At 71.0% G+C, this 26,170-nt stretch carries 27 protein-coding genes and 1 pseudogene; 7 read left to right on the top strand and 21 right to left on the bottom strand.

What is annotated here, in order from left to right:
• Positions 1-101 precede the first annotated feature (101 nt).
• The 5 genes and pseudogenes from ACFY1E_RS31775 to ACFY1E_RS31755 all read right to left on the bottom strand — a co-directional run bounded on the left by ACFY1E_RS31775 (position 102) and on the right by ACFY1E_RS31755 (position 3,853).
• Positions 102-635: an NUDIX domain-containing protein gene (locus ACFY1E_RS31775; RefSeq protein WP_389081865.1), complete on the bottom strand. Its 534-nt coding sequence runs from the start codon at positions 633-635 to the stop codon at positions 102-104.
• Between the two features lie 256 nt (positions 636-891).
• Positions 892-1,398 carry a MarR family winged helix-turn-helix transcriptional regulator gene (locus ACFY1E_RS31770; protein ID WP_115910969.1) on the bottom strand — a complete coding sequence of 169 codons (507 nt, stop codon included), beginning with the start codon at positions 1,396-1,398 and terminating at the stop codon, positions 892-894.
• A gap of 36 nt (positions 1,399-1,434) precedes the next feature.
• Positions 1,435-1,733, bottom strand: a pseudogene (locus tag ACFY1E_RS31765) (acetoacetate--CoA ligase); the annotation flags it as partial.
• Positions 1,734-1,781: 48 nt separating this feature from the next.
• On the bottom strand, positions 1,782-3,107 hold the full coding sequence (locus ACFY1E_RS31760; protein WP_389081862.1) for an acyltransferase: 1,326 nt from the start codon (positions 3,105-3,107) through the stop codon (positions 1,782-1,784).
• 95 nt (positions 3,108-3,202) lie between these two features.
• On the bottom strand, positions 3,203-3,853 hold the full coding sequence (locus tag ACFY1E_RS31755) for a TetR/AcrR family transcriptional regulator (RefSeq protein WP_389081860.1): 651 nt from the start codon (positions 3,851-3,853) through the stop codon (positions 3,203-3,205).
• Positions 3,854-4,078: 225 nt separating this feature from the next.
• On the opposite strand from ACFY1E_RS31755, the gene ACFY1E_RS31750 reads away from it, so the two are divergent.
• Positions 4,079-4,519, top strand: coding sequence for an ATP-binding protein (locus tag ACFY1E_RS31750; RefSeq protein ID WP_389081857.1), 441 nt, complete (start codon positions 4,079-4,081; stop codon positions 4,517-4,519).
• Between the two features lie 13 nt (positions 4,520-4,532).
• Here ACFY1E_RS31750 and ACFY1E_RS31745 read toward each other — a convergent pair whose 3' ends face one another.
• Complete coding sequence (locus ACFY1E_RS31745) at positions 4,533-5,123, bottom strand: PadR family transcriptional regulator (protein ID WP_389081855.1); 591 nt, start codon at positions 5,121-5,123, stop codon at positions 4,533-4,535.
• A 523-nt stretch (positions 5,124-5,646) separates the two neighbouring features.
• Positions 5,647-6,444 (bottom strand): SGNH/GDSL hydrolase family protein, encoded by a 798-nt coding sequence (locus ACFY1E_RS31740; protein WP_389081853.1) that lies wholly within the window; start codon positions 6,442-6,444, stop codon positions 5,647-5,649.
• A 119-nt stretch (positions 6,445-6,563) separates the two neighbouring features.
• Here ACFY1E_RS31740 and ACFY1E_RS31735 point away from each other — a divergent pair, with 119 nt between their 5' ends.
• Complete coding sequence (locus ACFY1E_RS31735; protein WP_389081850.1) at positions 6,564-7,526, top strand: alpha/beta fold hydrolase; 963 nt, start codon at positions 6,564-6,566, stop codon at positions 7,524-7,526.
• A gap of 12 nt (positions 7,527-7,538) precedes the next feature.
• On the opposite strand, the gene ACFY1E_RS31730 is transcribed toward ACFY1E_RS31735, so the two are convergent.
• From ACFY1E_RS31730 to ACFY1E_RS31715, 4 genes are all read right to left on the bottom strand, one after another.
• Positions 7,539-8,318 (bottom strand): SDR family NAD(P)-dependent oxidoreductase, encoded by a 780-nt coding sequence (locus ACFY1E_RS31730; RefSeq protein WP_389081848.1) that lies wholly within the window; start codon positions 8,316-8,318, stop codon positions 7,539-7,541.
• Positions 8,319-8,377: 59 nt separating this feature from the next.
• The gene (locus ACFY1E_RS31725) at positions 8,378-9,484 is read right to left on the bottom strand and encodes an NAD(P)/FAD-dependent oxidoreductase (protein WP_389081845.1); all 1,107 of its coding nucleotides are present in this window, start codon (positions 9,482-9,484) and stop codon (positions 8,378-8,380) included.
• A gap of 180 nt (positions 9,485-9,664) precedes the next feature.
• Entirely contained in the window at positions 9,665-10,282 is a 618-nt protein-coding gene (locus ACFY1E_RS31720; protein ID WP_389081842.1) for a dihydrofolate reductase family protein, read from the bottom strand.
• 87 nt (positions 10,283-10,369) lie between these two features.
• The gene (locus ACFY1E_RS31715) at positions 10,370-11,284 is read right to left on the bottom strand and encodes a LysR family transcriptional regulator (protein ID WP_389081840.1); all 915 of its coding nucleotides are present in this window, start codon (positions 11,282-11,284) and stop codon (positions 10,370-10,372) included.
• A 154-nt stretch (positions 11,285-11,438) separates the two neighbouring features.
• On the opposite strand from ACFY1E_RS31715, the gene ACFY1E_RS31710 reads away from it, so the two are divergent.
• Both ACFY1E_RS31710 and ACFY1E_RS31705 read left to right on the top strand, forming a co-directional pair.
• A complete protein-coding gene (locus tag ACFY1E_RS31710; protein WP_389081837.1) occupies positions 11,439-13,745 on the top strand; it encodes an FdhF/YdeP family oxidoreductase in 2,307 nt (768 codons plus the stop codon).
• 21 nt (positions 13,746-13,766) lie between these two features.
• The gene (locus tag ACFY1E_RS31705) at positions 13,767-14,435 is read left to right on the top strand and encodes a hypothetical protein (RefSeq protein ID WP_389081834.1); all 669 of its coding nucleotides are present in this window, start codon (positions 13,767-13,769) and stop codon (positions 14,433-14,435) included.
• Between the two features lie 643 nt (positions 14,436-15,078).
• Here ACFY1E_RS31705 and ACFY1E_RS31700 read toward each other — a convergent pair.
• Positions 15,079-15,429: a metalloregulator ArsR/SmtB family transcription factor gene (locus tag ACFY1E_RS31700; RefSeq protein WP_351464415.1), complete on the bottom strand. Its 351-nt coding sequence runs from the start codon at positions 15,427-15,429 to the stop codon at positions 15,079-15,081.
• Between the two features lie 229 nt (positions 15,430-15,658).
• Here ACFY1E_RS31700 and ACFY1E_RS31695 point away from each other — a divergent pair, with 229 nt between their 5' ends.
• Positions 15,659-16,453 (top strand): 2-phosphosulfolactate phosphatase, encoded by a 795-nt coding sequence (locus ACFY1E_RS31695; protein ID WP_389081832.1) that lies wholly within the window; start codon positions 15,659-15,661, stop codon positions 16,451-16,453.
• 306 nt (positions 16,454-16,759) lie between these two features.
• Here the strand turns inward: ACFY1E_RS31695 and ACFY1E_RS31690 are convergent, their stop codons facing one another.
• The 8 genes from ACFY1E_RS31690 to ACFY1E_RS31655 form a co-directional block, all read right to left on the bottom strand.
• Positions 16,760-17,173, bottom strand: coding sequence for an ATP-binding protein (locus tag ACFY1E_RS31690; RefSeq protein ID WP_389081830.1), 414 nt, complete (start codon positions 17,171-17,173; stop codon positions 16,760-16,762).
• Between the two features lie 15 nt (positions 17,174-17,188).
• Positions 17,189-17,596, bottom strand: coding sequence for a pyridoxamine 5'-phosphate oxidase family protein (locus tag ACFY1E_RS31685; protein WP_389081828.1), 408 nt, complete (start codon positions 17,594-17,596; stop codon positions 17,189-17,191).
• Entirely contained in the window at positions 17,593-19,317 is a 1,725-nt protein-coding gene (locus tag ACFY1E_RS31680; RefSeq protein WP_389082248.1) for a SulP family inorganic anion transporter, read from the bottom strand. Before ACFY1E_RS31680 ends, ACFY1E_RS31685 begins: the two co-directional genes overlap by 4 nt.
• Entirely contained in the window at positions 19,317-19,655 is a 339-nt protein-coding gene (locus ACFY1E_RS31675) for an ArsR/SmtB family transcription factor (protein WP_389081826.1), read from the bottom strand. The genes ACFY1E_RS31680 and ACFY1E_RS31675 overlap by 1 nt, the downstream gene beginning before the upstream one ends.
• A 169-nt stretch (positions 19,656-19,824) precedes the next feature.
• On the bottom strand, positions 19,825-20,184 hold the full coding sequence (locus ACFY1E_RS31670) for a zinc ribbon domain-containing protein YjdM (protein ID WP_389081824.1): 360 nt from the start codon (positions 20,182-20,184) through the stop codon (positions 19,825-19,827).
• 93 nt (positions 20,185-20,277) lie between these two features.
• Positions 20,278-20,934 carry a DUF1326 domain-containing protein gene (locus ACFY1E_RS31665; RefSeq protein ID WP_389081821.1) on the bottom strand — a complete coding sequence of 219 codons (657 nt, stop codon included), beginning with the start codon at positions 20,932-20,934 and terminating at the stop codon, positions 20,278-20,280.
• Between the two features lie 144 nt (positions 20,935-21,078).
• The gene (locus tag ACFY1E_RS31660) at positions 21,079-21,963 is read right to left on the bottom strand and encodes an LLM class flavin-dependent oxidoreductase (RefSeq protein ID WP_389081819.1); all 885 of its coding nucleotides are present in this window, start codon (positions 21,961-21,963) and stop codon (positions 21,079-21,081) included.
• A 25-nt stretch (positions 21,964-21,988) separates the two neighbouring features.
• Positions 21,989-23,008, bottom strand: a complete 1,020-nt coding sequence (locus tag ACFY1E_RS31655) for an aldo/keto reductase (RefSeq protein WP_389081817.1) — start codon at positions 23,006-23,008, stop codon at positions 21,989-21,991.
• A gap of 164 nt (positions 23,009-23,172) precedes the next feature.
• On the opposite strand from ACFY1E_RS31655, the gene ACFY1E_RS31650 reads away from it, so the two are divergent.
• Both ACFY1E_RS31650 and ACFY1E_RS31645 read left to right on the top strand, forming a co-directional pair.
• Entirely contained in the window at positions 23,173-23,763 is a 591-nt protein-coding gene (locus ACFY1E_RS31650) for a TetR/AcrR family transcriptional regulator (protein ID WP_389081814.1), read from the top strand.
• A gap of 9 nt (positions 23,764-23,772) precedes the next feature.
• Positions 23,773-24,378: a cadmium resistance transporter gene (locus ACFY1E_RS31645; RefSeq protein ID WP_389081811.1), complete on the top strand. Its 606-nt coding sequence runs from the start codon at positions 23,773-23,775 to the stop codon at positions 24,376-24,378.
• Between the two features lie 280 nt (positions 24,379-24,658).
• On the opposite strand, the gene ACFY1E_RS31640 is transcribed toward ACFY1E_RS31645, so the two are convergent.
• Positions 24,659-25,957 (bottom strand): hypothetical protein, encoded by a 1,299-nt coding sequence (locus ACFY1E_RS31640; protein WP_389081809.1) that lies wholly within the window; start codon positions 25,955-25,957, stop codon positions 24,659-24,661.
• Between the last annotated feature and the right edge of the window lie 213 nt (positions 25,958-26,170).

The raw sequence follows: 26,170 nt of genomic DNA, 5'->3' as shown, positions 1-26,170 counted from the left end.
CCGCCGGGCGGCACTCCGCCCTCGTATTCCGTTTCCGTCGCCCGATGACGTGGTCGGCGTCGCGGGCTGTTCCCCCTGCTTCATGCGGCCAACCTATGCCATCAAGATCCCCCGACTCGCCGGCCGCGTTCACCGAGCCACTGCGCGCACCGCTGCATCCGCAGCCGGTCCTCGGGAAACCAGCCCTGCCACGGCTCGTCCAGCGGCAGCCAGTCCGCGGGCTGGCCCTCCTCAGGCGTCAACTCCGTTGGCCTGTCCACAACTTGAATGAACGTCACACCCAAGGTGGCAGCCCAGTCGGGATGATAGGAGCGCACCGTGACAGCCGCCGGCACGGGATGAAGTTCGGCCCGGACACCGGTCTCCTCGAACAACTCCCGGCGCGCCGCCTCGCGAGGAGTCTCGCCGGGCTCCACCTTCCCACCGGGCGGCACCCATCCCCGCCAAGGGTGGCGCACCAGCAGGACCTCCGTCAGAGTGCTGTCGAAGGCCCACACCTCAGCGGCAAGCGGTGGGTTCAGTGCCGCGTCGGGGCGCAGCAGCCACTCCAGGGCGTTGTCATGCACGGCCTTGGCCTGCCGGACATCGTGGAGTGCGGCTTCCAGGGTGCGTGGCTCGATACGGTGGTGTGTCATCTGCCGGAGCGTACGAGGAGCCACTGACATCGGTGCCCGTCCTCCGCACCCATCAGGCTGCGGCCGGTTCCCCCTGCCCCCGCCACGGCCGGGCCGGCGTCAGCAGGGCGACTCCCGCCGCCGCCACCACGATCAGCATGATCAGTGCCATCGGCAAGGAGCTGTTGGTACCTGGTGGACCTGCTGGGCCGCACCGGCGAGCTCGGCCACCGCCCGCGCGGCGTCCACCGCCCGCAGCGACCTGTGGCGCCGAGTCCTACCTGCGCCGCCACGGCAGTACGGCCGGATCGGTCTCGGTGTTCTCCACGCGGTGCAGGGCGTCGCTGATGGCCTCGCCGATCTCGGCGAACTGCCGTACCTGTTCCGGGGTGAGGGCGTCGAACACGGCCCGGCGTACCGCGTCGACGTGGCCCGGGGCGGCCCGTTCCAGCAGTGCGCGGCCCTCGTCGGTGAGGACGGCGAGCTGGCCGCGGCCGTCTGCGGGGTCCTCGCGGCGGTCGACCAGGCCGACCTCCCGCAGCCGGTTCACCGCATGGGTGAGCCGACTGCGGGTGATCTTGAGCCGCTGGGCCAGTTCGGACATGCCGAGGACGCCGTCGGGCGTCGAGGAGAGATAGGCGAGCAGACTGTAGTCGGCATGCGTCATGCCCGCGTCGCGCCTCAGCTGGCGGTTGAGATAGTCGGCGAGCAGCGTGGAGAAGTCGACGTAGGCCAGCCAGGCTCGTCGTTCCTCGGCGTTGAGCCAGCGCGGCGTGGTGGGCATGGGTACACCCTACCGGAGCACCGTTTGAACTTTCAATTACATTCTGCTCTTGCGGCGCTCTTCACCCAGCCAGGCGCAGTAGTGGACGAGGTCGGGGGCGTCCACGGCGGCCGGATCGACCACCCGCTCGACGGAAGCGCCCTGGAGCAGGCGCTTGACCGGGACCTCGAGCTCCTTGCCGGTGCGGGTGTGCGGGACGGCAGGGGCCTGGAGGATCTCGTCGGGTACGTGCCGCGGGGACGCACCGGTGCGGATCGCGTCGCGGACCTTCTCCCGCAGGGCGTCGTCGAGAACCGTCCCGGCGCGAGGACCACGGACAACGGCATCCAGTAGCCACAGCTTGCGGGGCCCGCTCAGTGGGATCCACGGGACGAGCCCGGCCGTCAGGCCGCCTCCTCCAGGGCGTTGCCCTTGGCGCGCTCGGTGCTGCCGGGTTCCGTCGGCCGCCGGTGGAGCAGTACCAGTGCCGCGCCCACAGCCAGGGCCAGGGCGGGCGGCGCGGGGAAGCGGCCGTCGGCTGTGAAGCCGCGCGTGGCGAAGCGGCTGAGGGCGGTGGCGCATACGGCCAGACCCGGCCAGAGCAGCCAGGGGCGGTACTGGCCGGCGTCCGGGCGGATCCGCTTGTACCGCTGCACCAGGCCGCCCTCCAACTGCCGTACGGCTGACACCACAGCGACCAGGACGACGCCGAGCACCAGCAGCCAGGGCACTCGTAGTGCCCACCAGGCGGCGGATCCGAGGGCGGGCTCGGGTGCCAGGCCGGGGAGGTAGAACGCGGCGGCGACCACCAGCACCGGCAGCATGTGCCACAGATACAGCGTCATGCTGACGCCCCCGACCGGGCGCACCAGTCGCCACACCCGCTCGCGCTCCAGGAGGCGCCGCAGCACCGGTGCGGCGAGGAGGCAGGCGCCCGCCTGGGCGACCGCCCAGGACAGCATCGCCGCCGACGGCGGGTTGGTGTTGCTGGGCGTCTGTCCGGTGACCAGGATCAGGCTGACGGGGAAGGGGCCGAGCGCGACCAGCGCCGCGAAGGCAAGTCCGCCGCCCGCGGCGAGCGCCGCCGGCAGCAGCGGGCGGCGCTCGCTCAGCAGGCCGTCACGCCAGCAGAAGCCGAGTTGGTAGGCGACGCCCCAGACCAGGACGTAGTTGAGCAGGCCGACGTGGGGTGCGTGGGCCGTGAGCGCCGGCGTGTCCGCGATCAGGGCGACCGCGCCCATGGCCACGGGGACGGCGAGCCCCCAGCGCCGGTGCGCCGCGTGCAGGACCGGGGTCAGCGCGCTGAGCAGCAGGTACACCGGCAGGAACCAGAACTGCATCGCCATGGCCCATCCGACGAGCGCGAGGGTGCCCGGGTCGACGCCGACCGTCGAGCAGACTCCGACGGCGAGCAGGACCAAGCCGCTGTACAGCGCCGTCGGCAGCAGCAGGCGCACCGCCCGCCGCCCCACCCAGCCGGTGGCCGTGCCGCCCGTCGACCGCGTCCGAGCCCAGGAGCCCGCCGCTGCGTGGCCTCCGGCCAGGAAGAACAGCGGCATGATCTGGAAGAGCAGGGTCAGCCACTGGGTCCAGGGCACGCTCGCCAGCAACTCGGGAGCGGTGAGCTCACCACCGGGCCCGTGCAGCAGTGCGGTGATCAGCCAGTGGCCCAGCACGACCAGAACGATCGCCCACGCCCGCAGGAAGTCGACGTACCGGTCTCGGCTCATGCCTCGCCATGCTGCCGCAGCCGCACCACCGACACGGCGGGACGTCCGGGCCGCAACCAATCCGTGCCCGGTACGAGATCACCCGGATCCGCGGCTCACACGTCCGCGGCCGGCTCCTCGCGCGGCACGATCGCCGCGACCTCCTCGACCACCGCACTCGCCCGGTTCTCCGGCACACCGGCCGCGATCAGCACGGCGACGGCCGTACGGGTCCCGTCGTCCTCCAGCGCCCCGGTGTTGACGTCCTCCAGCAGCGCGACCGTCATCGCCTCCAGTCCGGCGCTCAGCACGGCGGGCGGCAGCTGGGAGTGGAAGACGCCCTCGCGCTGTCCGCGCTCCAGGACGGCCGTGACCACCTCGCGGGCCGGGGCCAGGACCTCGGTCACCCGCTCCGCACCCAGGTCCCGCCGGGCCAGGCCCAACAGCATCCGGTAGCGGTCGCCCACCGGCCAGATGCGGAGCACGAAGTACGCGAGCGCCCGGTCGGCAGGCTCCTCGGGCCGCACCCCGTCCACCAGCACTTCCTTGAACGTCTCGGACGCCTCTTCGGCGAGCGCCTCCAGCAGGGCCGAGCGGCCGGGGAAGTGACCGAAGAGGGTGCGCCGTACGACACCTGCGGCGCGCGCGAGTTCCTCGAGGGTGATGTCGGGGTTGCGGCCGAGCTCCCGGCGGGCCGTGGCCAGGATGCGCGCCCGGTTGGACCGCGAGTTGCGGCGCAGCGGTACACGGGCGGCGGATCTGGTCACGGTTCAACCTCGGCGGTGCGTGGACGGGTGGGTTGAGCAGGCGCGATGGCGTCCATTTTGGCACGGCGCCCGTCTGACCAGACCGGCTACGCAGCAGGCAGTAGGCGACACTCGGCCAGATATGGCCAGATTCAGCCGCCCCTCGTGTGCGCAGTGACATTCATCTGTCACTGTGCGCTTATTCGAGTGTCGAGATCTTTTCGATGTCATTCGGGAGGGATGCGTGTGCTGAGACGTGAGGCGTTCCGGCTTCCCCGTCATCCGGCTTCGGTCGGCTTCGCCCGGTACCGGGTACGGCAGCATCTGGCCAGCTGGGGGCATGCATCGAACGACGAGATGACGGAGCGGGTCGTCCTGCTGGCCTCCGAGCTGGCGGCGAACGTCGTGCGTCACGGCCCCATCCTGGAGCGCGAGTTCGAGTTGGCGGTGACGGCGCGGGCGGACGGCTCGTGCTTCATAGCCGTCTCCGACGAGAGCCCGACGCAGCCGGTCCTGCATGACGTGCCCACCGGTGACGACGAGAAGGGGCGCGGCCTGCACCTCGTTGACCAGCTCGCCCAGACCTGGGGTGTACGGCCCCGGGGACGCCACGGCAAGACGGTGTGGGCCCTGGTGCGCCATCCCCGCCCGCACACCGTCGCCGGCCTGCAGAAGCCGTGCAGGTAGCGCACCGGCCGGGTCAGTCGCCGGATGATTCGGCAAGTGCCGCGGCGCGCTGTTCGAGCCTCTTCAGGGCCGTCTCGCTCCACTGCAGGTTGGCCCGCTCGAGGGCGATGCCGCCCTGCAGGGTGAGGTAGGGGCCGATGCGCTCGGCGGTGGCGAGGTACTCGTCCTCGGTGCGGCCGTCGAGCATGCGTTCCTGCATGCGCCGGTAGCGGGCGAGCTTGGCGGTGGCCCGCTCGAAGCGCTCGGCGACCGAGGCGCGTACGGCTTCGAAGTCCCCTGCGTCACCGATGTCGACGCACTGGACCTTGACCATCAGCTCGTCCCGCAGGGCCGGGGGCTTGGCCGGGGCCTCGCCGACGTAGTCGCGCAGGACCTCCAGGCCGGCCTCGGTGAGCGAGAAGAGCCGCTTGTTGGGCCGCCGCTCCTGCTGCACGACCCGCGCGGAGACGAGCCCCTCGCTCTCCATCCGCTCCAGCTCGCGGTAGAGCTGCTGCGGGGTGGCCATCCAGAAGTTGGCGACGGAGGCCTCGAAGCCCTTCGCGAGGTCGTACCCGGACGCCTCACCCTCCAGAAGCGCGGCCATCACCGCGTTGCGCAGAGCCATTGCCCCAATTTAACACCTTGTTGATTAGTCAATAGGACGACTACTACGGCGGGTGTCGGGCCCGGCGTCCCGCGAGGCCGAGCCGGTCCGGCAGCGCCGTCAGCCGCTCAGACTCGAGGCCGGGGTTCACATCCCAGCCGCAGGGCGCCCGTTGCCCTAGCCGGTGAGCACATGCCATACCGGCGCTCTTGTGCACGCCGGGTCACCGGAGGACGGGTCGGTGCGGGCGGCGGTGTCGAAGTCCGGGAAGACCGTCACCTCGGCGCGGCGCTCCTCGTCGAGTGGCGGCTGTCCGGCCGGGTGCCCGGGGGGCGAGCCGGAGTTGTTCGGGGCGGGGACGGCGGCGCGAGTCCCCGATGGCCTCGACGCGTTCGGGCAGCCGGCTGCCGACCCGGTCGAGCATGGGCTGCACGGCGCGGCGCATCAGGCTGCGCCATCGCCCGAGTCGCAGGTGCAAGGGGCGCTGGACGAGGTGCGCCGGCATGCGGAGACTGCGCGCGGGCCGGACTGATCCTCCTGCGGTTCAGGAGGGTCCGTCGGCGAGTGCGGTCACCGGGAGGAGTGCGGGCCGCTTGGGCCGGCGGCCGTCGCCGGAGGAGCGGCCGCGCACCCGCCGTACGATCCAGGGCCCCAAGAAGGCGCCCGCCCAGCGCAGTTCGGCCCCGACGGCCCGCAGGCCCCTGGGGACCAGCGCCTCGGGAGGCAGCGGCCGCGTCCAGCCGTCGTCGCTGCCCGGCAGGTCGAGGGCGTGGGCGACGGCGGCCGCGATGAGGGCGTGGCCGAGCGGGCTCGCGTGCAGCCGGTCGGGGCTCCACATCCGGGGATCGGTCACCGCCGGGTGGGGCCAGGAGTCGGCCACTGCGACGCCGTGCCGTCGGGCCGCCTCCCGGATGCGGGCGTTGAGGGCGAGAACGCGGGGTGCGAGCGGCCGGGCCGCTGGGGCGAGCCGGCCGGGGTCGGGGAAGGTGACCGTCGCGACACGGGCGCCCTGTCCGGTGAGCGCGGCGAACATGGCCTCCAGATGGCCGGCGACCTCGTCCGCGTCGAACCGGGGCCGCAGCACGTCGTTGAGGCCGGCGACGACCGTGGCGAGGTCGGGCCGCAACTGAAGGGCGGGCGCCAGCTGTTCGGCACGCACCTGCCCGGCCAGCCGCCCGCGCACGGCGAGGTTGGCGTACAGCAGGCCCGGGCTCTCCCGCGCGATCTGCTCGGCGAGCCGGTCCGCCCACCCGCGCAGGCCCTGGACGTCGTCGCCGTCGCCGACGCCTTCGGTCTGGCTGTCACCGACTGCGACGTACCGCAGATATCCACTGCCGGCCACGGACCCACCGCCTTCCGTCGACACGGCACGACCACCGATCGGCATAGGTGACTAATCCCTTACTCGCATTGTTGACTATATCAGCGACCTGAAGATCACGGCGCCGTAGGCTCGTGCCCATGGTTGAGCATCGGATGGTTGACGTGAACGGCATTCGGCTGCACGTGGCGGAGGAGGGCGAAGGCCCCCTGGTCGTGCTGCTGCACGGCTTCCCCGAGTCCTGGCACTCCTGGCGTCACCAGTTCGGTCCGCCGGCCGAAGCCGGCTTCCGCGTGGTCGCCCCCGACCAGCGTGGATACGGGCGCAGCGACCGCCCCGCCGAGGTGGGCGCCTACAGCATCCTCCACCTGGTCGGCGATGTCGTCGGCCTGATCCATGCGCTCGGCGAGGAGCGGGCGTTCGTCGTCGGGCACGACTGGGGCGCCCCGGTCGCCTGGCACACCGCCCTGCTGCGGCCCGACGTCGTACGCGGCGTCGCCGGGCTGAGCGTGCCGCCGCCGTTCCGCAGCTCCCGGCCGCCGCTGGCCGTCATGGACGAGCGGTTCCACGGCCGCTTCTACTGGAACTACTTCAGCCAACCAGGCGTCGCGGACGCCGAGTTGGCGCAGGACACCCGCACGGCACTGCGGAAGATCTTCTACACCGCTTCCGGCGACGCGCCCGGTGCCGGCTCGGGTGCCCAGCCGTTGATCGAACCCGGCCAGGGCTGGCTGGCGACCATGACGGACCCCGAGACCCTGCCGGAGTGGTTCACCGAGGAGGACCTCGACGCCCTCACCGAGAGCTTCTCCGACGGCTTCACCGGGGCGCTGAACTGGTACCGCAACCTCGATCGCAACTGGGAACTGACCGCCCCCTGGCACGACGCCGTCGTCAGCTCACCCGCCCTGTACGTGTACGGCGACCGCGACCTGGTCCCGGCCTTCCCCGGCACGCCCGAGCTCATCGCGGCCCTCCCGGACCTGATGCCCGACCTGCGCCGCAAACCGGTCAAGTTGGCCGGCTGCGGCCACTGGACGCAGCAGGAGCGTCCCCGCGAGGTGAACGAGGCACTCACCAACTTCCTCACCGCACTGGTGTGAACGGTGTCGTGATCAGTGGACCGACAGTCCGCCGTCGACAAAGAGGGCCTGTCCGGTGACGTAGGCGGAGGCACGGCTGGCCAGGAACACCGCCGCACCCGCGAAGTCCTCGGCCAGACCGTTGCGCCCGACCATGGTGCGGGCGGCCAGCGCCGCCACCTTCTCCGGGTCGGACGACAGCCGCTCGTTGAGCGGGGTCATCACAAAGCCCGGCACCAGCGTGTTGCAGGTGACGCCGTACGGCGACCACGCCTCGGCCTGGGAACGGGCCAGGGACTCCAGCGCCCCCTTGGACACCCCGTAGGCCCCGCTCTGCACGAACGCCCGGTGCGCCTGCTGGGAGGTGACGTGGATGATCCGTCCGAAGCCCCGTTCGGCCATGCCGGGGCCGAAGCGCTGTCCCAGCAGGAAGGGCGCCTCCAGGTTCACCGCCATCGTGGTGTCCCAGACGTCCTCGCCCAACTCCCCCATCGGCGGCCGCAGATTGATCCCGGCACTGTTGACGAGGATGTCGGGCTCCCCGAACATCCCGGCCGCCTTCTCGGCCGCCGCCCGCACGCCGTCGCGGCTGCCCAGGTCGGCGCTGGCCCAGGCCGCCCGGCAGCCCTCTGCCGTCAGCTCGTCGACCGTGGCGGCCAGTTCCGCCTCCCTGCGCGCCACGACGACCACGCTCGCCCCGGCCCGTGCGAGGGCCCCGGCGATGGCCCGGCCGATGCCGGAACTGCCGCCGGTCACCACGGCGACGCGGTCGCTGAGCGAGAACAGTTCGGAGAGGTATGTCTGCGAGGTCATGCCCGCACCCTAGACACACTCCGCGCCGCGCCCTGGACGCGGGCGGGCCGGCCTGTGCCTCAGGCGGCGGTGTAGCCGAGTTGGCGCCTCATGTACGGGGTCATGAGCGTCTTCGCCTTGGCCAGCACCGAGGTGCGGCCGCCGAGGACCGCGCTCTCGCCGCCCGGCACGGGCAGCAGGGTCAGCCCGTCGGCCGCGCCGAAGGGCACGATGAGCGGGGTGCGGTGGATCGCCCGGTACAGGCGCGGGTCCTTGCGGTGCCTGCCCGAACTGTTCAGATAGGTGCGGATGTTCCAGGCGGCGAGGTCGGCCTGGGCCAGCGCGGCGGGGGTGATCTTGAGTTCGGTGGCGTCGTTCACGTCGCCGACGGCGAACACGTCCAGCCGTCCCTCGACCCGCAGGGTGCGGTCGACCCTGACGTGCCCGGCCGGGTTCAGCCAGTCGCCGTGCCCGCCCAGGCGCAGCCAGAGCGTGTTGGGCGTGGTGCCCGTCGCCCAGAAGGAGAGGTCGGCCTCGATGACGGTGCCGTGCGCGTCGCGATAGGTGCCGAAGTCGTTGCCGGGCGACATGAACGAGTCGAGCCGTACCTCCACGTCGTGGGACTCCAGCCAGGCCCGGGCCCTGCGCCCGGCCCGCTCGACGCCCGTGGAGTGCAGCAGTGCCGGCCCGGAGTGGGCGAGCGTGACCCGGGCGTCCGGCCGGGCCAGGCGTACCTCGGCGGCGAGTTCGACGCCGGTGGGGCCGCCGCCGACGACGAGGACATGCCCGGCCGCGGCGATCTTCTGCTGGTGCCCGGCGAAGGACTTGACCGCCTCGTCGGTGGTGGTGCCGGTGAAGCGGGCCGGTTCGGGGTAGTCGGCGCCGGTGGCGATCACCACCACGTCGTACGGCAGCCTCTCCCCCGTCGCCAGGACGACCTGGCGCTCGGTGGTGTCGATACGGACCGCCTTGCCCACGACCACCCGGCCGCTGCGCAGCAGTCGGTCGTACGGGATGAAGGGGGTCACCGACCACTCCGGGCGAACTCCCGCGCGCAGCGAGGCGATACGGTGGAAGAAGACCTCCTTGCGGTCCACCAGCGTGACCCGCGCCACCGAGTCCAGTCGCTTCGCCAGCCGTACTCCCGCGTAGCCGCCGCCGATCACTACTACGTCGCCGTCGCGCACAACGCGTCTCCTGTGCCTGCCTGTGGGGGGATGCGAGCGCCGCGATGTGGGGGCTTCCTCGGCCACTCGAAGTGCGAATGAGCGTACCGCTTGAAACTTAAAGCTCTCATGGGGCTTTGTGGGAATTCTGTGAAGCGAACGCGAGGGCGTGGATGCGGCGCGGGCCTGGTGCGTCCCCGACTACTTGTTGACGGGGTGACCCGACTCCTTGTTCACGGCGTAATAGAGATGAGTGACCCCGGCACTCTCGACGACACGCGGGGTGCCAAGCGTGATCGGAGCGTTGGTGAGGTCTCCGACGAGTCGGGTGCCGGCGCCCAGGAGCACGGGGACGAGGTCGACGTGGATCTCGTCCACCAGCCCGGCGTCCAGTGCCTGGCGGGCCAGGTCGCCCGCGGCCACGCCCACGTCGCGCGCACCGGCGGTGGCCTTTGCCTGCTGGATCGCACTGTGCAGGCCGTCGGTGACGAACGTGAAGGGGGCCTCCGGGTGGGCCCAGTCGGCGGGCGCCCGGTGGGTGACGACGTAGACCGGCACGCCGAAGGGGTGCCTACCGCCCCAGCCCTGGGTGACGTCGAACAGTCGGCGACCGACCACGAGTGCCCCGAAGGCAGTCATCTGGTGCCGCAGATGCTCCGCGCTGGCCGGTGACAGCCGGAAGGACCAGCGCGGATCGGCGGACGGCACCTCGATGTCGCCGTTGCGGTGCCAGGCGAAGAGATGCTCGAAACCCGTCTCGGCCGGACCGGCGATGAACCCGTCGAGGGACATCGACGCCGAGGTGGTGACCTTCCCCATGAGGATCTCTCCCGTTCTGTGTCTCTCTGCAGCCCGCCTGCATTTGATGGGGAGACCTTCGGTCACCGGGAAACTCATCGGTGCCGGCTAGTCGGGCAGCCGTTCCAGAGCGGCCGCCACGCCCGCCTGACCTACGGCGTCGATCAGCGCCTGCCCGATCACCGAGACCGGCTCCCGCGCCGGGAGGACCAGGCCGATGCGCTCCGTGCGGACCGGGCGGACCAGGGGAACGGCCTGCATCCCCGCGGGCACGCCGAAGACATGCAGCCAGGCGTGCGGTACGACGCTCGCCCAGTGCCCGGCTCTGACCTGCGCGAACAGCGAGGCGATGGAGTCCGTCTCCACGCGCGGGGTGACGGAGACGCCCGCCGCCTCGAAGGCCGCCTCCAGGACCTGACGCCCCTGCATCCCGGGATGCAACAGACACAACGGGTACTGGGAAGCCTCCTTCCAGGAGATCTCGGCCGGGCCGGAATCGCGGCCGGAGCGCTGGATCAGCAGGACGTATCGCTCCAGGTACAGCGGGACGAACTTGAAGCCGTGTTCCACGACGGTGCTGTGGTAGGTCACGGCCGCGTCGAGTTCGTACGTCTGGAGTCGGCTGACGATGTCCACGGACTGCAGGTCCGCGAAGACCTGCACGGTCGCCAGCGGGTTGGCGGCGCAGAACGGCTGGGTCAGGAGCGCGACCGCCGTGGCGGCGGTCGGGACCGTGCCGATGCGCAGCCTTCCGGTCAGCCCGGCCCGCAGTGCCTGGATCTCGCCCTGCATCGCGTCCCGGTCGGCGAGGATGCGCTGCGCCCACAGCACGACACGCTCGCCCTCCGGAGTCAGGCCGTCGAACCTGCGGCCCCGCCGGACCAGGGGGATGCCGAGCTCGTCCTCCAGTTTCCGGATGCCCTCGGACAGGGTCGGCTGGGAGACGTAGCAGGCCTGCGCCGCCTTCGCGAAGTGGCGGGCGCGCGAGAGGGCGACGAGGTATTCGAGTTGACGCAGGAGCACCGTCCCATGATCCCTCGCCCGCGGCCGTCCCGCGCCGGGGCCCCGGACACGCTGCCTTGATCGGTGCCGCCTGTCACGCGATAGGAACTTCCGCTTTGACCTGGTCCGACGCGCTGGCCAAGAGTGTCGTGCGGACGAGAGGGCGTGGTGTGCGATGCGGGACTTCGAAGAAGACGGAGCGGACGAGGGCGGGCTGTCGGTCTCGGCTCCCAGGACCTGGGCCACCGGCGCTCCCGCCGTCGTACACGCGCTCAAGTACGCACTGGGCCAGACCTCACCGAAGCGCACCGCGCTGACGCTGCTCAGCATCAACCAGGCGAAGGGCTTCGACTGCCCCGGCTGCGCCTGGCCGGAGCCCGCGCCGGGCGAACGGCACCGCAACGAGTACTGCGAGAACGGCGCCAAGCACATCAGTGACGAGGCCACCTCCCGGCGGGTGACCGCGGACTTCTTCCGGCAGTACTCGGTGGACGAGCTGAGCCGGAAGTCGGACTACTGGCTCAACCAGCAGGGCCGGCTGACCGAGCCGATGGTGCTGCGCGAGGGCGCGACCCACTACGAGCCGGTGGGCTGGGACGAGGCGCTGGACCTGCTCGCGCGGGAGCTGCGCGCCCTGGACCACCCGGACGAGGCGCTGTTCTACACCTCAGGGCGGCTGGCCAACGAGCCGGCCTTCCTGCTCCAGCTGTTCGCGCGGGCCTTCGGCACCAACAACCTGCCGGACTGCTCCAACATGTGCCACGAGTCCAGCGGTTCGGCCCTGAACGAGACCCTGGGCATCGGCAAGGGCAGCGTCAGCCTCGACGACCTCTACAACGCGGACCTGGTCTTCGTCGTGGGGCAGAACCCCGGCACCAACCACCCGCGGATGCTGTCCGCGCTGGAGGAGACCAAGCGGCGCGGCGGCAGCGTCGTCGCGGTCAACCCGCTGCCCGAGGCGGGACTGCTCCGCTTCAAGCATCCGCAGAAGGCACGCGGAGTCATCGGCCGCGGCACGGACATCGCCGACCAGTTCCTGCAGATACGCCCCGGCGGCGACCTCGCCCTGTTCCAGGCGCTGAACCTGCTGCTCCTTGAGGCGGAGGACAAGGAGCCGGGCACCGTCCTGGACCGGGCCTTCATCGACGAGCACACCACCGGCTACGACGCCTTCGCCGAACGGATCCGCGCCACGTCCTGGGACGCCGTCCTGGACGCCACCGGGCTGACCCGCGACGAGATCGAGCAGGTCCACGCGCGCGTGCTGAACAGCCGCAGTGTCATCGTCTGCTGGGCGATGGGCCTGACCCAGCACAAGCACGGCGTGCCCACCATCCGGGAGGTCGTCAACTTCCTTCTGCTGCGCGGCAACATCGGCCGTCCGGGCGCGGGGGTGTGTCCGGTGCGCGGGCACAGCAACGTCCAGGGCGACCGCACGATGGGCATCTGGGAGCGGATGCCGCAGGCGTTCCTGGACCGGCTGGGCAAGGAGTTCGGCTTCACCGCGCCGACCGCGCACGGCCTGGACTCCGTGGACTCCATCCGGGCCATGCGAGACGGCCGGGCCAAGCTCTTCCTCGGTGTCGCGGGCAACTTCGTCCGGGCCACGCCCGACAGCGAGGCCACCGAGCGCGCCGTGCGCAACTGCCGTCTGACGGCGCACATTTCGACCAAGCTCAACCGTTCGCACGCGGTGTGCGGACGCACCGCGCTGATCCTGCCGACGCTCGGCCGCAGCGACCGGGACGTCCAGGCGGGCGGCGAGCAGTTCATGACGGTCGAGGACTCCATGAGCGAGGTCCACGCCACCCGCGGCCGGCTCGCTCCCGCGTCCCCGCACCTGCTGAGCGAGGTGTCCATCATCAGCCGCCTCGCCCGCCGGGTGCTGGGCGGCGAACCGGACATCCCCTGGGAGGACTTCGAGGCCGACTACGACCTCGTCCGCGACCGCATCGCCCAGGTCGTCGAGGGATTCCACGACTTCAACGAGCGGGTACGGCACCCCGGCGGCTTCCGCCTGCCCAACCCGGTCAACTCCCGCGTCTTCCGCACCCCCAGCGGCAAGGCCGTCTTCACCGTCAACGACTTCACGATGCTGCAGGCACCCGAGGGCCACCTGGTCCTGCAGACCCTGCGCTCGCACGACCAGTGGAACACCATCCCCTACGCGATGGACGACCGCTACCGCGGCATCAAGGGCGGCCGCCGCGTCGTCCTGGTCAACCCCGCCGACCTCACTGCCCTCGGCCTGGCCGAGGGCAGCCTCGTCGACCTGGTCAGCATCTGGTCGGACGGCTCGGAGCGCCGCGCGGAGGCCTTCCGCGTCGTGGGCTACTCCACTCCCCCGGGTTCGGCCGCCGCGTACTACCCGGAGACCAACGTGCTGGTGCCCCTCGACAGCGTCGCGGACATCAGCAACACGCCGACGTCGAAGAGCGTGATCGTCCGTCTGGAGCGGGCGCCCGAGCGGGCACCGGCATGAGCAGCGGGTAGCGTCGCCCTGGTGAATCTCAACCTCTTCGACGATGTGCCTGACGGCCTGACTCGACGAGCCCGATCGTTCGTCCGCGCGCACGGCGTCAAGGTCGATGTCCGGCCCGTGGAGGGGCACCGGCAGTGGTGGCTCGAGCGGGGCGTCCCCGCAGCAGTGATCGACCGAATGGCGGCCTACCAGGAGAGATGGGGCGGTCTGCTCCTGCCACCCGCGTCCCAGTACGACGGAGGCCCCAAGTACCTCGATCCGGACTCGCCCGAATCGGACGACGCGGGGTGGTGGTTCGAGGCCGGGATGCAACGGACCGCGGTCCCCTACTCATTCATGATCAGTCCGTCGGGCGAGTTCGGAATCCATGCAGACAGATGGGCGCCGCTGCACGCGACCGTCGAGGGCTGGGTGGAATCGCTCGCACTGGCCCATCACGCATCCCTGTGGGCGAGGCAGGTTACCCGGCTCGTCGGCGACGACGTCGCTGACATCGACTTGGACGGCTACGAGCCGGTGCGCGAGGTGATGGGCCTTGCAGACACCTGGTGGCGAGGCCCTGACTCTCTGGTGGCGCTTCATTCCGGAGAGGCCGAGGCGCTCGGCATCCCCGGAGGCCGCACCGCATTGATCTACTCCGGGCTTGATGAGTGGGGGCTGCGAGGAGGTGTCGACGCAGGGCACGGCTGAGGGTCAACTGCGGTCCGGTAGTAGGTGATGTCGTCCGTCGTCGCGTAGTTGCCGTGGTCGACGTCGATGACGCGCAGGCAGAAGCTGCGGCAGGGCTAGGCGTGGTCCTGCCCGGGACGACGTATGCGTCGGTAAGTGGCTGGACCTCGAAGGCGCCGCTACCGCCGCCCCCGGCGTCCGTGCTGACACTCCAGGCGGTCTCCGAGCCGCCGTGCCTTCGGCGCCAGGGCCCCGTAGACGATGCCGCTCACCGCGGCCGTGACGGCCGCCGTCACCACGGCGGTCGCCAGCCGGTCCCGGATTCGGGGCCGATGGCCGCCGGACGGCTCGGGCTCAGGGTCGGAGCGATCCGGTGGACCGTCGGGCGGTTCCCCCTCCGGAGGCGTGGTTGCGAGCGGGGCGTGGCCGGCCCACGGTGTCACCGCCTTGTCCACGGCCCCGGAGGCGGCGACGGCAAAGTCGATGGGCGACCACCCTCAGTCGGCTGCATCATGGGCGAGCCGTACGCCCGTCAGTGCATACAGCCCTACCAGCGCAGCACCGAACGTCCCCAGCGTCGCGAGGAGTACGACCGCTCTCCGGCGTCCTGCATCCACGTCCGCTCCCCCTGCCTCGGGAGGCGACCGCCGTCCGAAAGCCGTCGCTACGACGGCGGCCCGCCCTCCACCTGAGCTGCCTGCAGGTCGGCGAGCAACTCGGCCTGTCCGGCCAGCACGCCCGACAGGATCGTGCGGGCCACCCGGAGCAGTTCGGCGACGTGCGGGCTGGTCAGCGAGTAGTACACGGTCGAGCCCTCCTTGCGGGTCTTGACCAGGTTCGCGCGCCGCAGCACGGCCAGCTGCTGCGAGAGGTGCGCAGGCTCGATGCCGACCTCGGGCAGCATCTCCGCGACTGCGTGCTCGCGCTCGCTCAGCAGCTCCAGTACCCGGATACGAGCCGGGTGGCCGAGTGTTTTGAAGAACTCGGCCTTCAGCTGGTACAGCGGCGTACTCACCTGGCCGCCCCCTCCCCGCTACAACAGCGCGACCTTGCCGACCGAACCTCGGCGCATCGCATCCACCCACTCATCCAGAACATGCGCCCATCCTCGCGCGCGACACCGGCCAGACCGAATCCGCACCCGAGGAAGGCAACCGCCCGAATCCACCGATGACGACCTGAGTAATTGCTAATGTTAGCAATTACTCAGGTCCCGTCACGGCAGGCCGACCGGGGAGGGTGCGATGGGTGACTGGGACATGCAGACCGGCACCGGGATCCGCTTCGAGTGGGGTCCCACCGGAGCCGGCCGTCTCGCCGCCGAGGCCGCATGTCTGGTCACGGTCGACGTACTGTCGTTCTCCACCACGCTGAGCGTCGCCGTCGAGAAGGGGATCCGCGTTCTGCCCTTCGGGTGGCCCGGCGGGTCTGCGACCGAGGCCGAACGAACCGACGCCTCCGCGGCCGCGGAGGCGTACGCCCGCCGGCGGGACGCCCGGCTCGCCACGCACCGCACCACCGTCACCCCGTCAACCCCGTGGTCGCTCTCCCCGGCCCACCTGCGGGCCGCCCCTTTTGTGGCCCGGCTGGTACTGCCGTCGCCCAACGGCGCCGCCATCGCCGCCGCCGCGCCACCCGGCGTGCAGGTGGCCGCCGCCTGTCTGCGCAACATCACCGCGGTCAGCAGCTGGCTCACCGCCCGCGGCTACGGCACTCCCGGGCATCCCGTCGCGGTGATCGCCGCGGGTGAGCGGTGGCCGGACGGGACCCTGCGCCCGGCCCTCGAGGACCTGCTGGGCGCCGGCTCCCTCATCTGCGAACTGCACTCCCAGGGTGCGGGCCCGCTCTCCACGGAAGCCGCCGCCGCGAAGGCGAGCTACGAAGGCACAGCCGACATCGTGCACGCTGTCGCCACCAGTGCCTCCGGCCGCCGGCTGGCGGCGATGGGATTCGTCGCCGACGTGGCCATCGCCACCGAGGACGATGTCTGCGCACTCGTGCCCGTCCGGGACGATGACGGCGTCTTCGCACCGGGATGACCCGGGGCGGTCACTCGCCTGCCTGGTCCGCGGCCGGCCATCCGGTGGTGCGCCACTCGTGACGCCTCGCCACCGGTGCCGCCTGCGCTGCACCAGCTGCGCAGCTCGGTCAGGTCGACGACGACCAGGCCGGTGCCCCTGGCCGGCGCCCAGCCGACCGCGCCGGAAAATCGGCGGACCGCGTCCATGCCCAGACAGCCGGCGACGGACACGATGCCGAGGTCGTCCTCGACGGTGTAGCGCCAGTCGATGGTCATGGTGGTGAACCTCCCTCCGCGGGTTGCCGGGCGGAGTCTGCCGGCCGGTTCAGAGGGGAAGGGTGATCCAGATGCTCTTGCCCCCGCCGTCGGCATCCGCCCGGACCACCGCTGTGCCGCCGAGGGCCAGGACCAGCTCCCTGACGGTGGCCAGGCCCCGGGCGCCGGAGCCGATGTCCGCGCCGTAGAGCGCCGGCTGGTGGGGATGGCGGTCGTGGACGGCGAAGGCCAGGCAGTCCGGGCCCGCCGCATAGATCACGGTCACCGTCGGGGAGTGAACGGCGGCGTGCCGGACGCTGTTGGTGACCAGCTCGGCAAGGATCAGCAGGGCCGGGTCCACCGCCGGGTGGCGCACGCCGATGCCCCACTCGACCAGCGCCTGCTCAGCTGTCTCCCGGGCCAGCCGTACGGCCGATGGTTCGGCCGGCAGGGTGAGCACGTGCCGGTAGGGCAAGGTCTCCATCTGTGTGGACCTCACTCAGGCCTCCGCGCGGGCGAGGCGGAAACCGGTGACCGCCTTCGGATGCAGGCGCAGCAGGGTGCCGTGCGGGCCGTGACTCCAGCCCATGAGGGTGCGCCGGTGGTGAGCGGCTTCATCGCGGTCGGTGATCACCTCGACGGGGCCGGAGACGGTGACCGTCCAGCCGGTTCCGGAGACGGCGCGGATGTCGGCGACGTGGTACGTCCCCGTCACAGGCACCGCCATGGCCGGGGCCGGGGTACGGACGACCAGGCGGCCGTACTCCCACACGTGCCGGGTGGGCCTGATCACGCTCGCCCCCCGCTGGGCGTACACGAGGCTGCCAAGACTGCTGCCTTCGAGCAGCCACAAGGCCTCAGCACCGGAGACCTCGACCATACGAAGGGCGGCGGGGACGGTGCTCATGGCAGAACTTCCTCGCTGGAGGTCCGGGACGGCCGGGCGGGACCGACGGGCAGGACTCCGGCCGTCTCCAGATGCTCGCGGGCGGCGCGGATCGCCTCGGGAGTGGTGGCGTACTCCCGCCCCTCGTGCAGCAGCGGCTCCAGCGCGCCGACCGAGTCGAGGACCTGGCGCTGGCCGGGGCGGATCCCGGAGGCGAGGACGACGATGCCACGGCGGCGCAGCTTCTCCACGGCGTCCTTGAGGACGAGGGCGCCGGTGGCGTCCATCGTCGACACCCGCGACATCCGCAGGATCACCACCCGCACGTCGGCGACCTCGGTCAGCTCCAGCAGGAAGCGGTGGGCGGCTGCGAAGAACAGCGGTCCGTCGATGCGGTAGGCGACGATGTGCTCGGCCAGCAACGCGTGCTCCTCGGCGCTGTGGTCACCCGGGTCGAGCGGCACCTGGTCGAAGCGGGCCTCCCTGGCGACGGCGCGCAGGGCGAGGGCACCGGCGACGACGAGACCGATGATCACGGCGTACACGAGATCCAGGGCCAGCGTCGCCACGGCGGTGAGGACGAGTATCAGCGCATCGGACCGGGTCGCCTTCGCCATGGCCTTCAGCGAGCCGACCTCGACCATGCGGATCGCGGTGGCCAGCAGGACGCCGGCGAGGGCGGCCAGCGGGATCCTCGAGACGAGCGGCGCCGCCGCGAAGACGATCGCGGCGAGAACGGCGGCATGCGTGAGGGCTGCGAGCCGGGAGCCGGCCCCGGTGCGGACGTTGACCGCGGTGCGGGCGATCGCACCGGTGGCCGGGACGCCACCGAAGAGCGGGGCGGCGATGTTCGCGAGGCCCTGGCCGAACAACTCCCCGTCCGGATCGTGTTTCTGACCCACCGTCATGCCGTCGGCGACCGAGGCGGACAGCAGGGATTCCAGCGCGGCCAGCGCCGCGACCGCCACGGCCGGCGCGAGCAGGGTGCCCAGCGAGCCGAGGTCGAGGAAGGACAGCGAGGGTACGGGCAGCCCCGACGGCAGATCGCCGATCGGCCTCGCCGCGTCCAGGCCGGCCAGCTGAGCCACGATCGTCGCCGCGATCACGGCGACGATCGAGAACGGCACGGTCGGCCGCCACCGGGCCCCGACCAGCATGACCGCGGCCACCGCGAGCGCGAACCCGGCGGCCGTCCAGTTCGGGGACTTCACGAACTCCTCGACGGCACGCCAGGTCACCACCAGAACGCGGTCGCCCTCCGGTTTGGGCACGCCGAGCGCGTTCGGGATCTGCTGCAGGCCGATCACGCAGGCGATACCGAGGGTGAAGCCCTCGACGACCGGGGCGGGCACGTACTGCATGTACTTCCCGGCCCGCAGCACCGCCAGAGCGACGAGCATGGCGCCCGCCATCAGTCCGACGGTGAGCACCCCCGCCCTCCCGTACCGGCCGACGATCGGTACCAGGACCACCGTCATGGCGCCGGTCGGCCCGGAGACCTGGAGGTTGGACCCACCGAACACCGCCGCGAGCGCGCCCGCGACCACCGCGGTCGCGAGGCCCGCCTCCGCACCCAGCCCGGAGGAGACCCCGAAGCCGAGAGCCAGGGGCAGTGCCACGATCGCCACGATCAGGCCCGCCAGCAGGTCGCGGCGCGGGTCGCGCCGCATCTCCGCGAGGTCGGCGCGCCCTGGCAGCAACACCACGATCCGGGCCCGGGCACGGCCGATTGCTCCGGTCATCATGCGACAGCCTCGGCTTCCCGCAGCTCGGCCAGCAGTTCGTTGCGCCCGGCGAGCATCTCGGTCAGGATCCGCCGCGCCGCCTTCATCAGCTCGGCGACGTCGCCGCCGGCCAGCTCGTACACCACGGTCGAGCCCTCGCGGGTGGAGGTGACGATCCCGGAGCGGCGCAGCACCGCAAGCTGCTGCGACAGCCCGGAGGGCTCGACCTCGATCTGAGCCAGCAAGTTCCGCACCGGCATCGGCCCGTCCTGCAGCAGTTCCAGCACGCGTATCCGTACGGGATGGCCGAGCATCCGGAAGAACTCGGCCTTGGCCTGGTACAGCGGAACGGACACGACCCCTCGGACTCTGCCAGGTCCCGCACACGGGACGGACACGAATGGCTGCGCCCGCGGCTACCTGCAGACCCAACCAAGCCAGCATCTAACCAATTGCGAAATTTTGCAATTCCGCATCCGACTGCACCCAGGCCCACTCATCGATGGAGGGGGTCCCGCGCCGGGCTCAGGCCTTCTTGACCACGCTCGACTTGAGCTGCATCGCGCCGAAACCGTCGACCTTGCAGTCGATGTCGTGACCGTCGACCCCGTCGACCAGCCGGATGTTGCGCACCTTGGTCCCGGCCTTGATCCCCGACGGGCTGCCCTTCACCTTGAGCGCCTTCACCACCACCACGGAGTCGCCGTCCTGCAGCACATTGCCGACGGCATCCCTGACGACCCGCTCCCCGGCAGCCCCGCCTCCCTCGGCACCAGCCTCGGCGGGCACCCATTCGTGGCCGCACTCGGGGCACACCACCAGGGCGTTCATCTCGTAGGTGTACTCACAGGAGCACTTCGGACAGGGCGGAGGATTCTCGTTCATCCCGCCAGGTTATCCGGCGCCGCCCACCGCACCGCCCCCCGGCCGACCTGCCGAAAGGCCATGCCATGCCCGGGGCGGGAAGCGTGTGTCCGCTCAGTCGGGCCCGCTCCAGTCGAACGGGAAGTACTTGCTCGACTTCCCCGAGCGGTCCCAGGAGAAGCCGAACGCGTTGGCGCGGTCGGTCGTGGCCCGCCCCCAGGTGGCGACCTGGCCCGGGCCGACCTCGGCGCCCGGTGCGTTGTGGAGCTGGACGCGTGCGCCGTCCGGCGTCGTCGGGCCGGTGAGTGCCTCGGCGGAGGCCGTCACCCGGTCGGGAATCTCGGCCCGCCAGCCGGCGAGGTCCTCGTCGATCTCCACGTGGATGGGGACGACGTCCATGCCGCGCATCTCGGGGTGGAACATCCCCACGAACTGCGCCGGCCATCCGCCCGCCTCACCGCCGAAGACGGCCTGGAGCGCCCCGCGTTGCTCTTCATCGGCGCGTTCGTCGAGGAAGACCGCGGCGTACGGGTCGGTGTGCGTGCCGGTCCAGACGTCGCCGTTGAAGGAGGCGACAATCACGACGTTGAGGTCGTCCAGCCGCACATCGCCGTAGTTGCCCTCCCGGATGTGCCAGGCCAGGACGCCGTCGCAGTCGCCGTAGGTGGGGGGCTGTGCAAATGTGCAAGGGCACGGTATGGCGCACTTGCACACATCGAACCAGTCGCCGGTCAGGTGCCAGGACGTACCGGTGGTGATCTGTTCACTCATCCCGCATCCCTCCTGCCGAGCCCGAGGGGCTCACTCGGAGTGGCGAGACCGGGTTTCCCGAGCCCGCTCGCGGGATCGCGAAACGGCCTCCTTTCCAGCTTGCACCTGACCGGCCGGGAGGGGAACCCGGCCCCGCTCAGCGGTTCATACGAGGGCCGACACGCCGATGATCTCGTCGGTCAGCCACCGTACGACACCGTCCGGGTAGGGCGAAGGCAGCCCCAGGACGATGTGCCGGAAGCCGGCGTCGATCGCCCCGGTGATCGTGTCCCTCGTGGCGTCCGGACGGTCGTAGGAGACGGGCAGGACGATCGAGCGCGTGATCGAGGCGGGATCGCGGCCGATCTCGGCACAGTGGCGGTCCAGCAGGGCGCCGCGGCGGACTGCGTCGTCGAGGTCGCCGCCCGGCATGTTCCACAGGTCGGCATGCTCGGCGGCCACGCGCAGGGTCGCGGATGAGCGTCCCCCGATGAGGATCGGTGGATGGGGGCGCTGGACCGGCTTGGGGTTGCCGAAGGCTCCGGTGAGGTGGTGGTGAGTGCCGTGGAAGTCGAAGGGCTGCTCCTCTGTCCACAGGCGCCGGATCACCGTGCACGCCTCGGCCAGGCTTTCCACGGCATGGGCGGTGTCCTGGAAGGGCAGGCCGTGCGCCGCATACTCACGCCGGGCCTCGGGCGGGTCGGGCCGGGATCCCACGCCGAGGCCGAGGTCGAGCCGGCCGCCGGAGACGACGTCGACGGTCGTGGCGATCTTGGCCAGCATGGCGGGCGGCCGGAACCGGTTGCTGGTCACCAGGAGGCCGAGGCGCAGGCGGTGGGTCTGTGCGGCCAGGGCCGCGAGCAGCGTCCAGCCCTCGTAGACGGGGCCGTCCGGGTCGCCTGCGATGGGCATGAGGTGGTCGAACAACCAGGCGTGCTCGATCTCCGGGATGGTGTCGGCCTCGCGCCACACCCGAAGGATGTCGCGGTGGTCGACCTGCATGGGAGGGGTCATGATGCCGAAACGGACTCGCGGTGCGGTCGTCGTCATGGGGTTGCCGTTCCTCCTCGGACGGTCAGCGGCGGCGCAGTGAGGGGTCGAGCAGGGCAGGCGGGGTGTCGTGTTTCTCGTGCGGGGCGAGGTCGGTGCCGGGGGCCACGATCGTGTCGATCGCGTCGAGTACGTCGGCCGGGAGCACAGTGTCGGCGGCGGCGAGCTGGGAGTGCAGGTGCTCTAGCGTGCGGGGGCCGATGAGTGCGCTGGTCACGGCCGGGTGGGCGGTCACGAATCCGAGCGCGAGCTGGATCATCGTCAGTCCGGCCTGGTCGGCGAGCTCGGCCAGCCGCTCCACGGCGTCGAGCCTGGCCCTGTTCTCGGGAAGGCCGGTGTCGAAGCGCTGCGGCATGGACGCCGAGCGGTTGGTGGTGATGGAGCGGCCGGCGCGGACGGCGCCCGACAGCCAGCCGGAGGCCAGCGGGCTCCACACCAGCACTCCGAGCCCGTACTCCTCGGTCACCGGCAGGACGTGCGTCTCGATCCCGCGCTGCAGGATCGAGTAGCTGGGCTGTTCGGTGACGTAACGGCCCAGGTGATGCTCGCGCGCGGCCCACTGGGCCTGCACGATGCGGTGGGCGGGGAAGGTGGAGGACCCGAAGTAGCGTATTTTTCCCGCGCGTTGCAGATCGGTCAGGGCCGACAGCGTCTCCTCGTCGCCGGTGCTCGGGTCCCACCGGTGGATCTGGTAGAGATCGACGTGGTCGACGCCGAGCCGGCGCAGACTGTCGTCCAGCGCGGCGACCAGCCAACGGCGCGAACTCCCCCGGCGGTTGCGCTCCTCGCCCATGGGCAGGCCCGCCTTCGTGGCCAGCACGATGTCGTCGCGGCGGCCCGCGATGGCTTTGCCGACCATCTCCTCCGATTCGCCGTCGCCGTACACGTCGGCGGTGTCGATGAGGTTGATCCCGCCTTCCAGCGCGGCATCGACGATGGCGGTGGCCTCGTCCTGAGTGGTGCGCCCGATCCTGCCGAAGTTCATCGCGCCGAGCGCGAGCGAGCTGACCTGCACACCGGTGCGGCCCAAGGTGCGGTACTGCATGACCGTGCTCCTCCATTGCGGGTGGGTGGTGGTGCGTTGCGACCGGGCATGGCTTGGTCGCGGGGCTCCGGCTCTGGCATCATGAGCAAAGCGGAACGTCGCTCCGATTACGATACGGAACACTGCTCCGCTTAAGCAAGCCCGATGGCGGAGGGAACGGCACGGTGAACGACGGCGACAAGGGTGCGGGACGCGCAGCCCGCCCCAAGCGGACGGACGCCCGGCGCAACGAGCAGACCCTGCTCGACGCGGCCGCCGCGGTCTTCGTCACCTCGGGCGTGGAAGCGCCGGTACGGGACATCGCGGCGCGGGCCGGTGTCGGGATGGGCACGATCTACCGCCACTTCCCGACGCGGGCGGACCTCATCGTCGCCGTCTACCGGCACCAGGTCGAGGCCTGCGCCGAGGCCGGCCCGGCCCTGCTGGCGAGCAGCCCGACACCCTACGCAGCGCTGGGCCAGTGGATCGGTCTCTTCGTCGAGTTCCTGGTCACCAAGCACGGACTCGCCGCCGTACTGCAGTCCGACGACGCAGGCTTCGACACGCTGCACGCCTACTTCCTCGACCGCCTCGTGCCCGTGTGCACCCAACTGCTCGACGCGGCAGCCGCATCCGGCGAAATCCGGTCCGACCTCAAGGCCTACGAGCTGATGCGCGGCGTCGGCAACCTCTGCATCGGCGCGGAAAGCGACCCTCGCTACGACGCGCGCCGACTGGTCGAACTCCTCATCGCAGGCCTACGCCGGCCGAACTGACTTCCCTCCATGAACCTGGACATGATCGCGCAGGCGGCCGGCCTGTTCGCCGTCACCAACATCGACGACATCCTGCTGCTGTCACTGTTCTTCGCGCAGGGCGCGGGCCACCGCGGTTCCGCCCGCCGGATCACGCTCGGGCAGTACGCCGGTTTCGCCGCCATCCTCGCCGTCGCCGTCGCCGCGGCGTTCGGCGCCACTTTCCTGCCCGAGACGGCCATCCCGTATCTCGGACTGCTCCCCCTCGCACTGGGCCTGAAGTCGGCCTGGCAGGCGTGGAAACACCGCGGCGACAGGGACGAGAACGGCGCACAGGAGACGACCGGGGACAGCGGCCCGAGAACGCTGGAGGTCGCCGCGGTCACCTTCGCCAACGGCGGCGACAACATCGGTGTCTACGTTCCCGTGTTCGCCACCGCCGGCCTGGGCGGGATGAGCGTGTATGCCGTGGTCTTCCTGGTTCTGGTGGCCGTGTGGTGCCTGGCGGGCCGCTTCTTCGCCACCCGGCCGGTCATCGCCGAGGCACTCAGCCGGTGGGGGCACGTCCTGCTCCCCTTGGTCCTGATCACCCTCGGCCTGCTGATCCTCATTGAGGGCGGCGCCTTCGGCTGGTAGCCCCGTCGGCCGATGGCCGGGCCCGATCGTCCGGGCCCGGCGCGACAGCCCCTGACGGGCAGCCAGTGTCCGCCTGACGCCCCTGCGTTCCTTCCCGGGCCGCCGGTCCGAAGGCGGACACCCATCGCCGTCACGCGAGCGGCCGTGCCGCGCAGGTACCGGACCTGACCGCCGCACCACCCGGGAGCAGCTTCTCCTTGTCGTGTTCAAAGCGGTTCGCGAGCGGGGCGAGCCGCCCGCGCTCCGCGTCCAATGAGGTCGAACGGTGCCGCTTCGCCGGCTACTTCGAGTGATCCGGCTTCGACGGCTGGTCGGGATATGCGGGCTTCGACGGCTGGTCCGGAGACGAAGGCTTCGCCGGGTGGTCCGGATACGAGGGCTTCTCCGGGTGTTCCGGGAACGCAGGCTTCACCGGGTGCTCCGGGAACGCAGGCTTCACCGGGTGCTCCGGGAACGCGGGCTTCGCCGGGTGCTCCGGCAACGCGGGCTTCACCGGCTGCTGCGGATACGCAGGCTTCTCCGGGAACGCAGGCTTCACCGGGTGCTCCGGAAAGGCGGGCTTGACCGGCTGCTGCGGATACGCAGGCTTCTCCGGGAACGCAGGCTTTGCCGGGTGCTCCGGGAACGCGGGCTTCGCCGGGTGCTCCGGCAACGCAGGCTTCACCGGCTGCTGCGGGTACGCGGGCTTCTCCGGGAACGCAGGCTTTACCGGGTGCTCCGGGAACGCGGGCTTCGCCGGGTGCTCCGGCAACGCAGGCTTCACCGGGTGCTCCGGCAACGCAGGCTTCACCGGCTGCTGCGGATACGCAGGCTTCTCCGGGAACGCAGGCTTCACCGGGTGCTCCGGAAAGGCGGGCTTGACCGGCTGCTGCGGATACGCAGGCTTCTCCGGGAACGCAGGCTTCACCGGGTGCTCCGGGAACGCGGGCTTCACCGGCTGTTGCGGATACGCAGGCGTCACGGGTCGCCGCGGATACGCGGGCTTCTCCGGGTACGCAGGCTTCACAGGCTGAGCCGGATAAGCGGGCTTCACCGGCTGCTGAGGATAAGCAGGCTTGACCGGCTGAGCCGGATACGCAGGCTTCACCGGGTACGCGGGCTTCACCGGCTGCTGCGGATACGCAGGCTTCACCGGATAGGCAGGCTTCACCGGCTGGGCCGGATAAGCGGGTTTCGCAGGCTTCTGAGGGTAAGCAGGCTTGACCGGTTGCGCCGGATATGCAGGCTTCACGGGATGCTGCGGGTAAGCCGGCTTCACCGGGTGCTCCGGATAAGCAGGCTTCACCGGGTGCTCCGGATACGAGGGCTTCACCGGGTGCTCCGGATACGAGGGCTTCTCCGGATGCTGCGGATGAGCGGGTTTCTCCGGATACTCAGGCTTCACCGGATGATCCGGATACTCAGGCTTCCCCGGATGTGCCGGATAGGCGGGCGGCGCCGGGGACGGCGGGTGCGGGGTGGTGAGATCCTGGGCGTAGGCGGTTCCCGCGTTCGACAGCGCGGCAGCGCCAAGGGCGGCAGCCATGACAGCTGGCGTCAGAACGGATCGCCATCGCGGCGATTTCGTCATCTTCTCCACTCTCCTCGACTCGGTTCGGGGCTTCATGACGGCCGGTCAGTACCAAGAGCCGGATAGTGGAATGATCAGAAAATCGGAGACTTGAATAACGCTCTGACGGCCATAAGCCACCGGATGGTGTAGCGCGGGAGGCCAGTTGGCCCGGCCGGCGGCGAGGGTTCGACCCGGGACGGGTTGAGTGAGTCGCCCAGGTTCGGAAGCCGACGGCCGCCG

The organism is Streptomyces sp. NPDC001604, assembly GCF_042893475.1.
Lineage (GTDB): Bacteria > Actinomycetota > Actinomycetes > Streptomycetales > Streptomycetaceae > Streptomyces.
The sequence above is the reverse complement of the archived record's forward strand: the minus strand, read 5'-3'. Positions and strand labels throughout refer to the sequence as shown.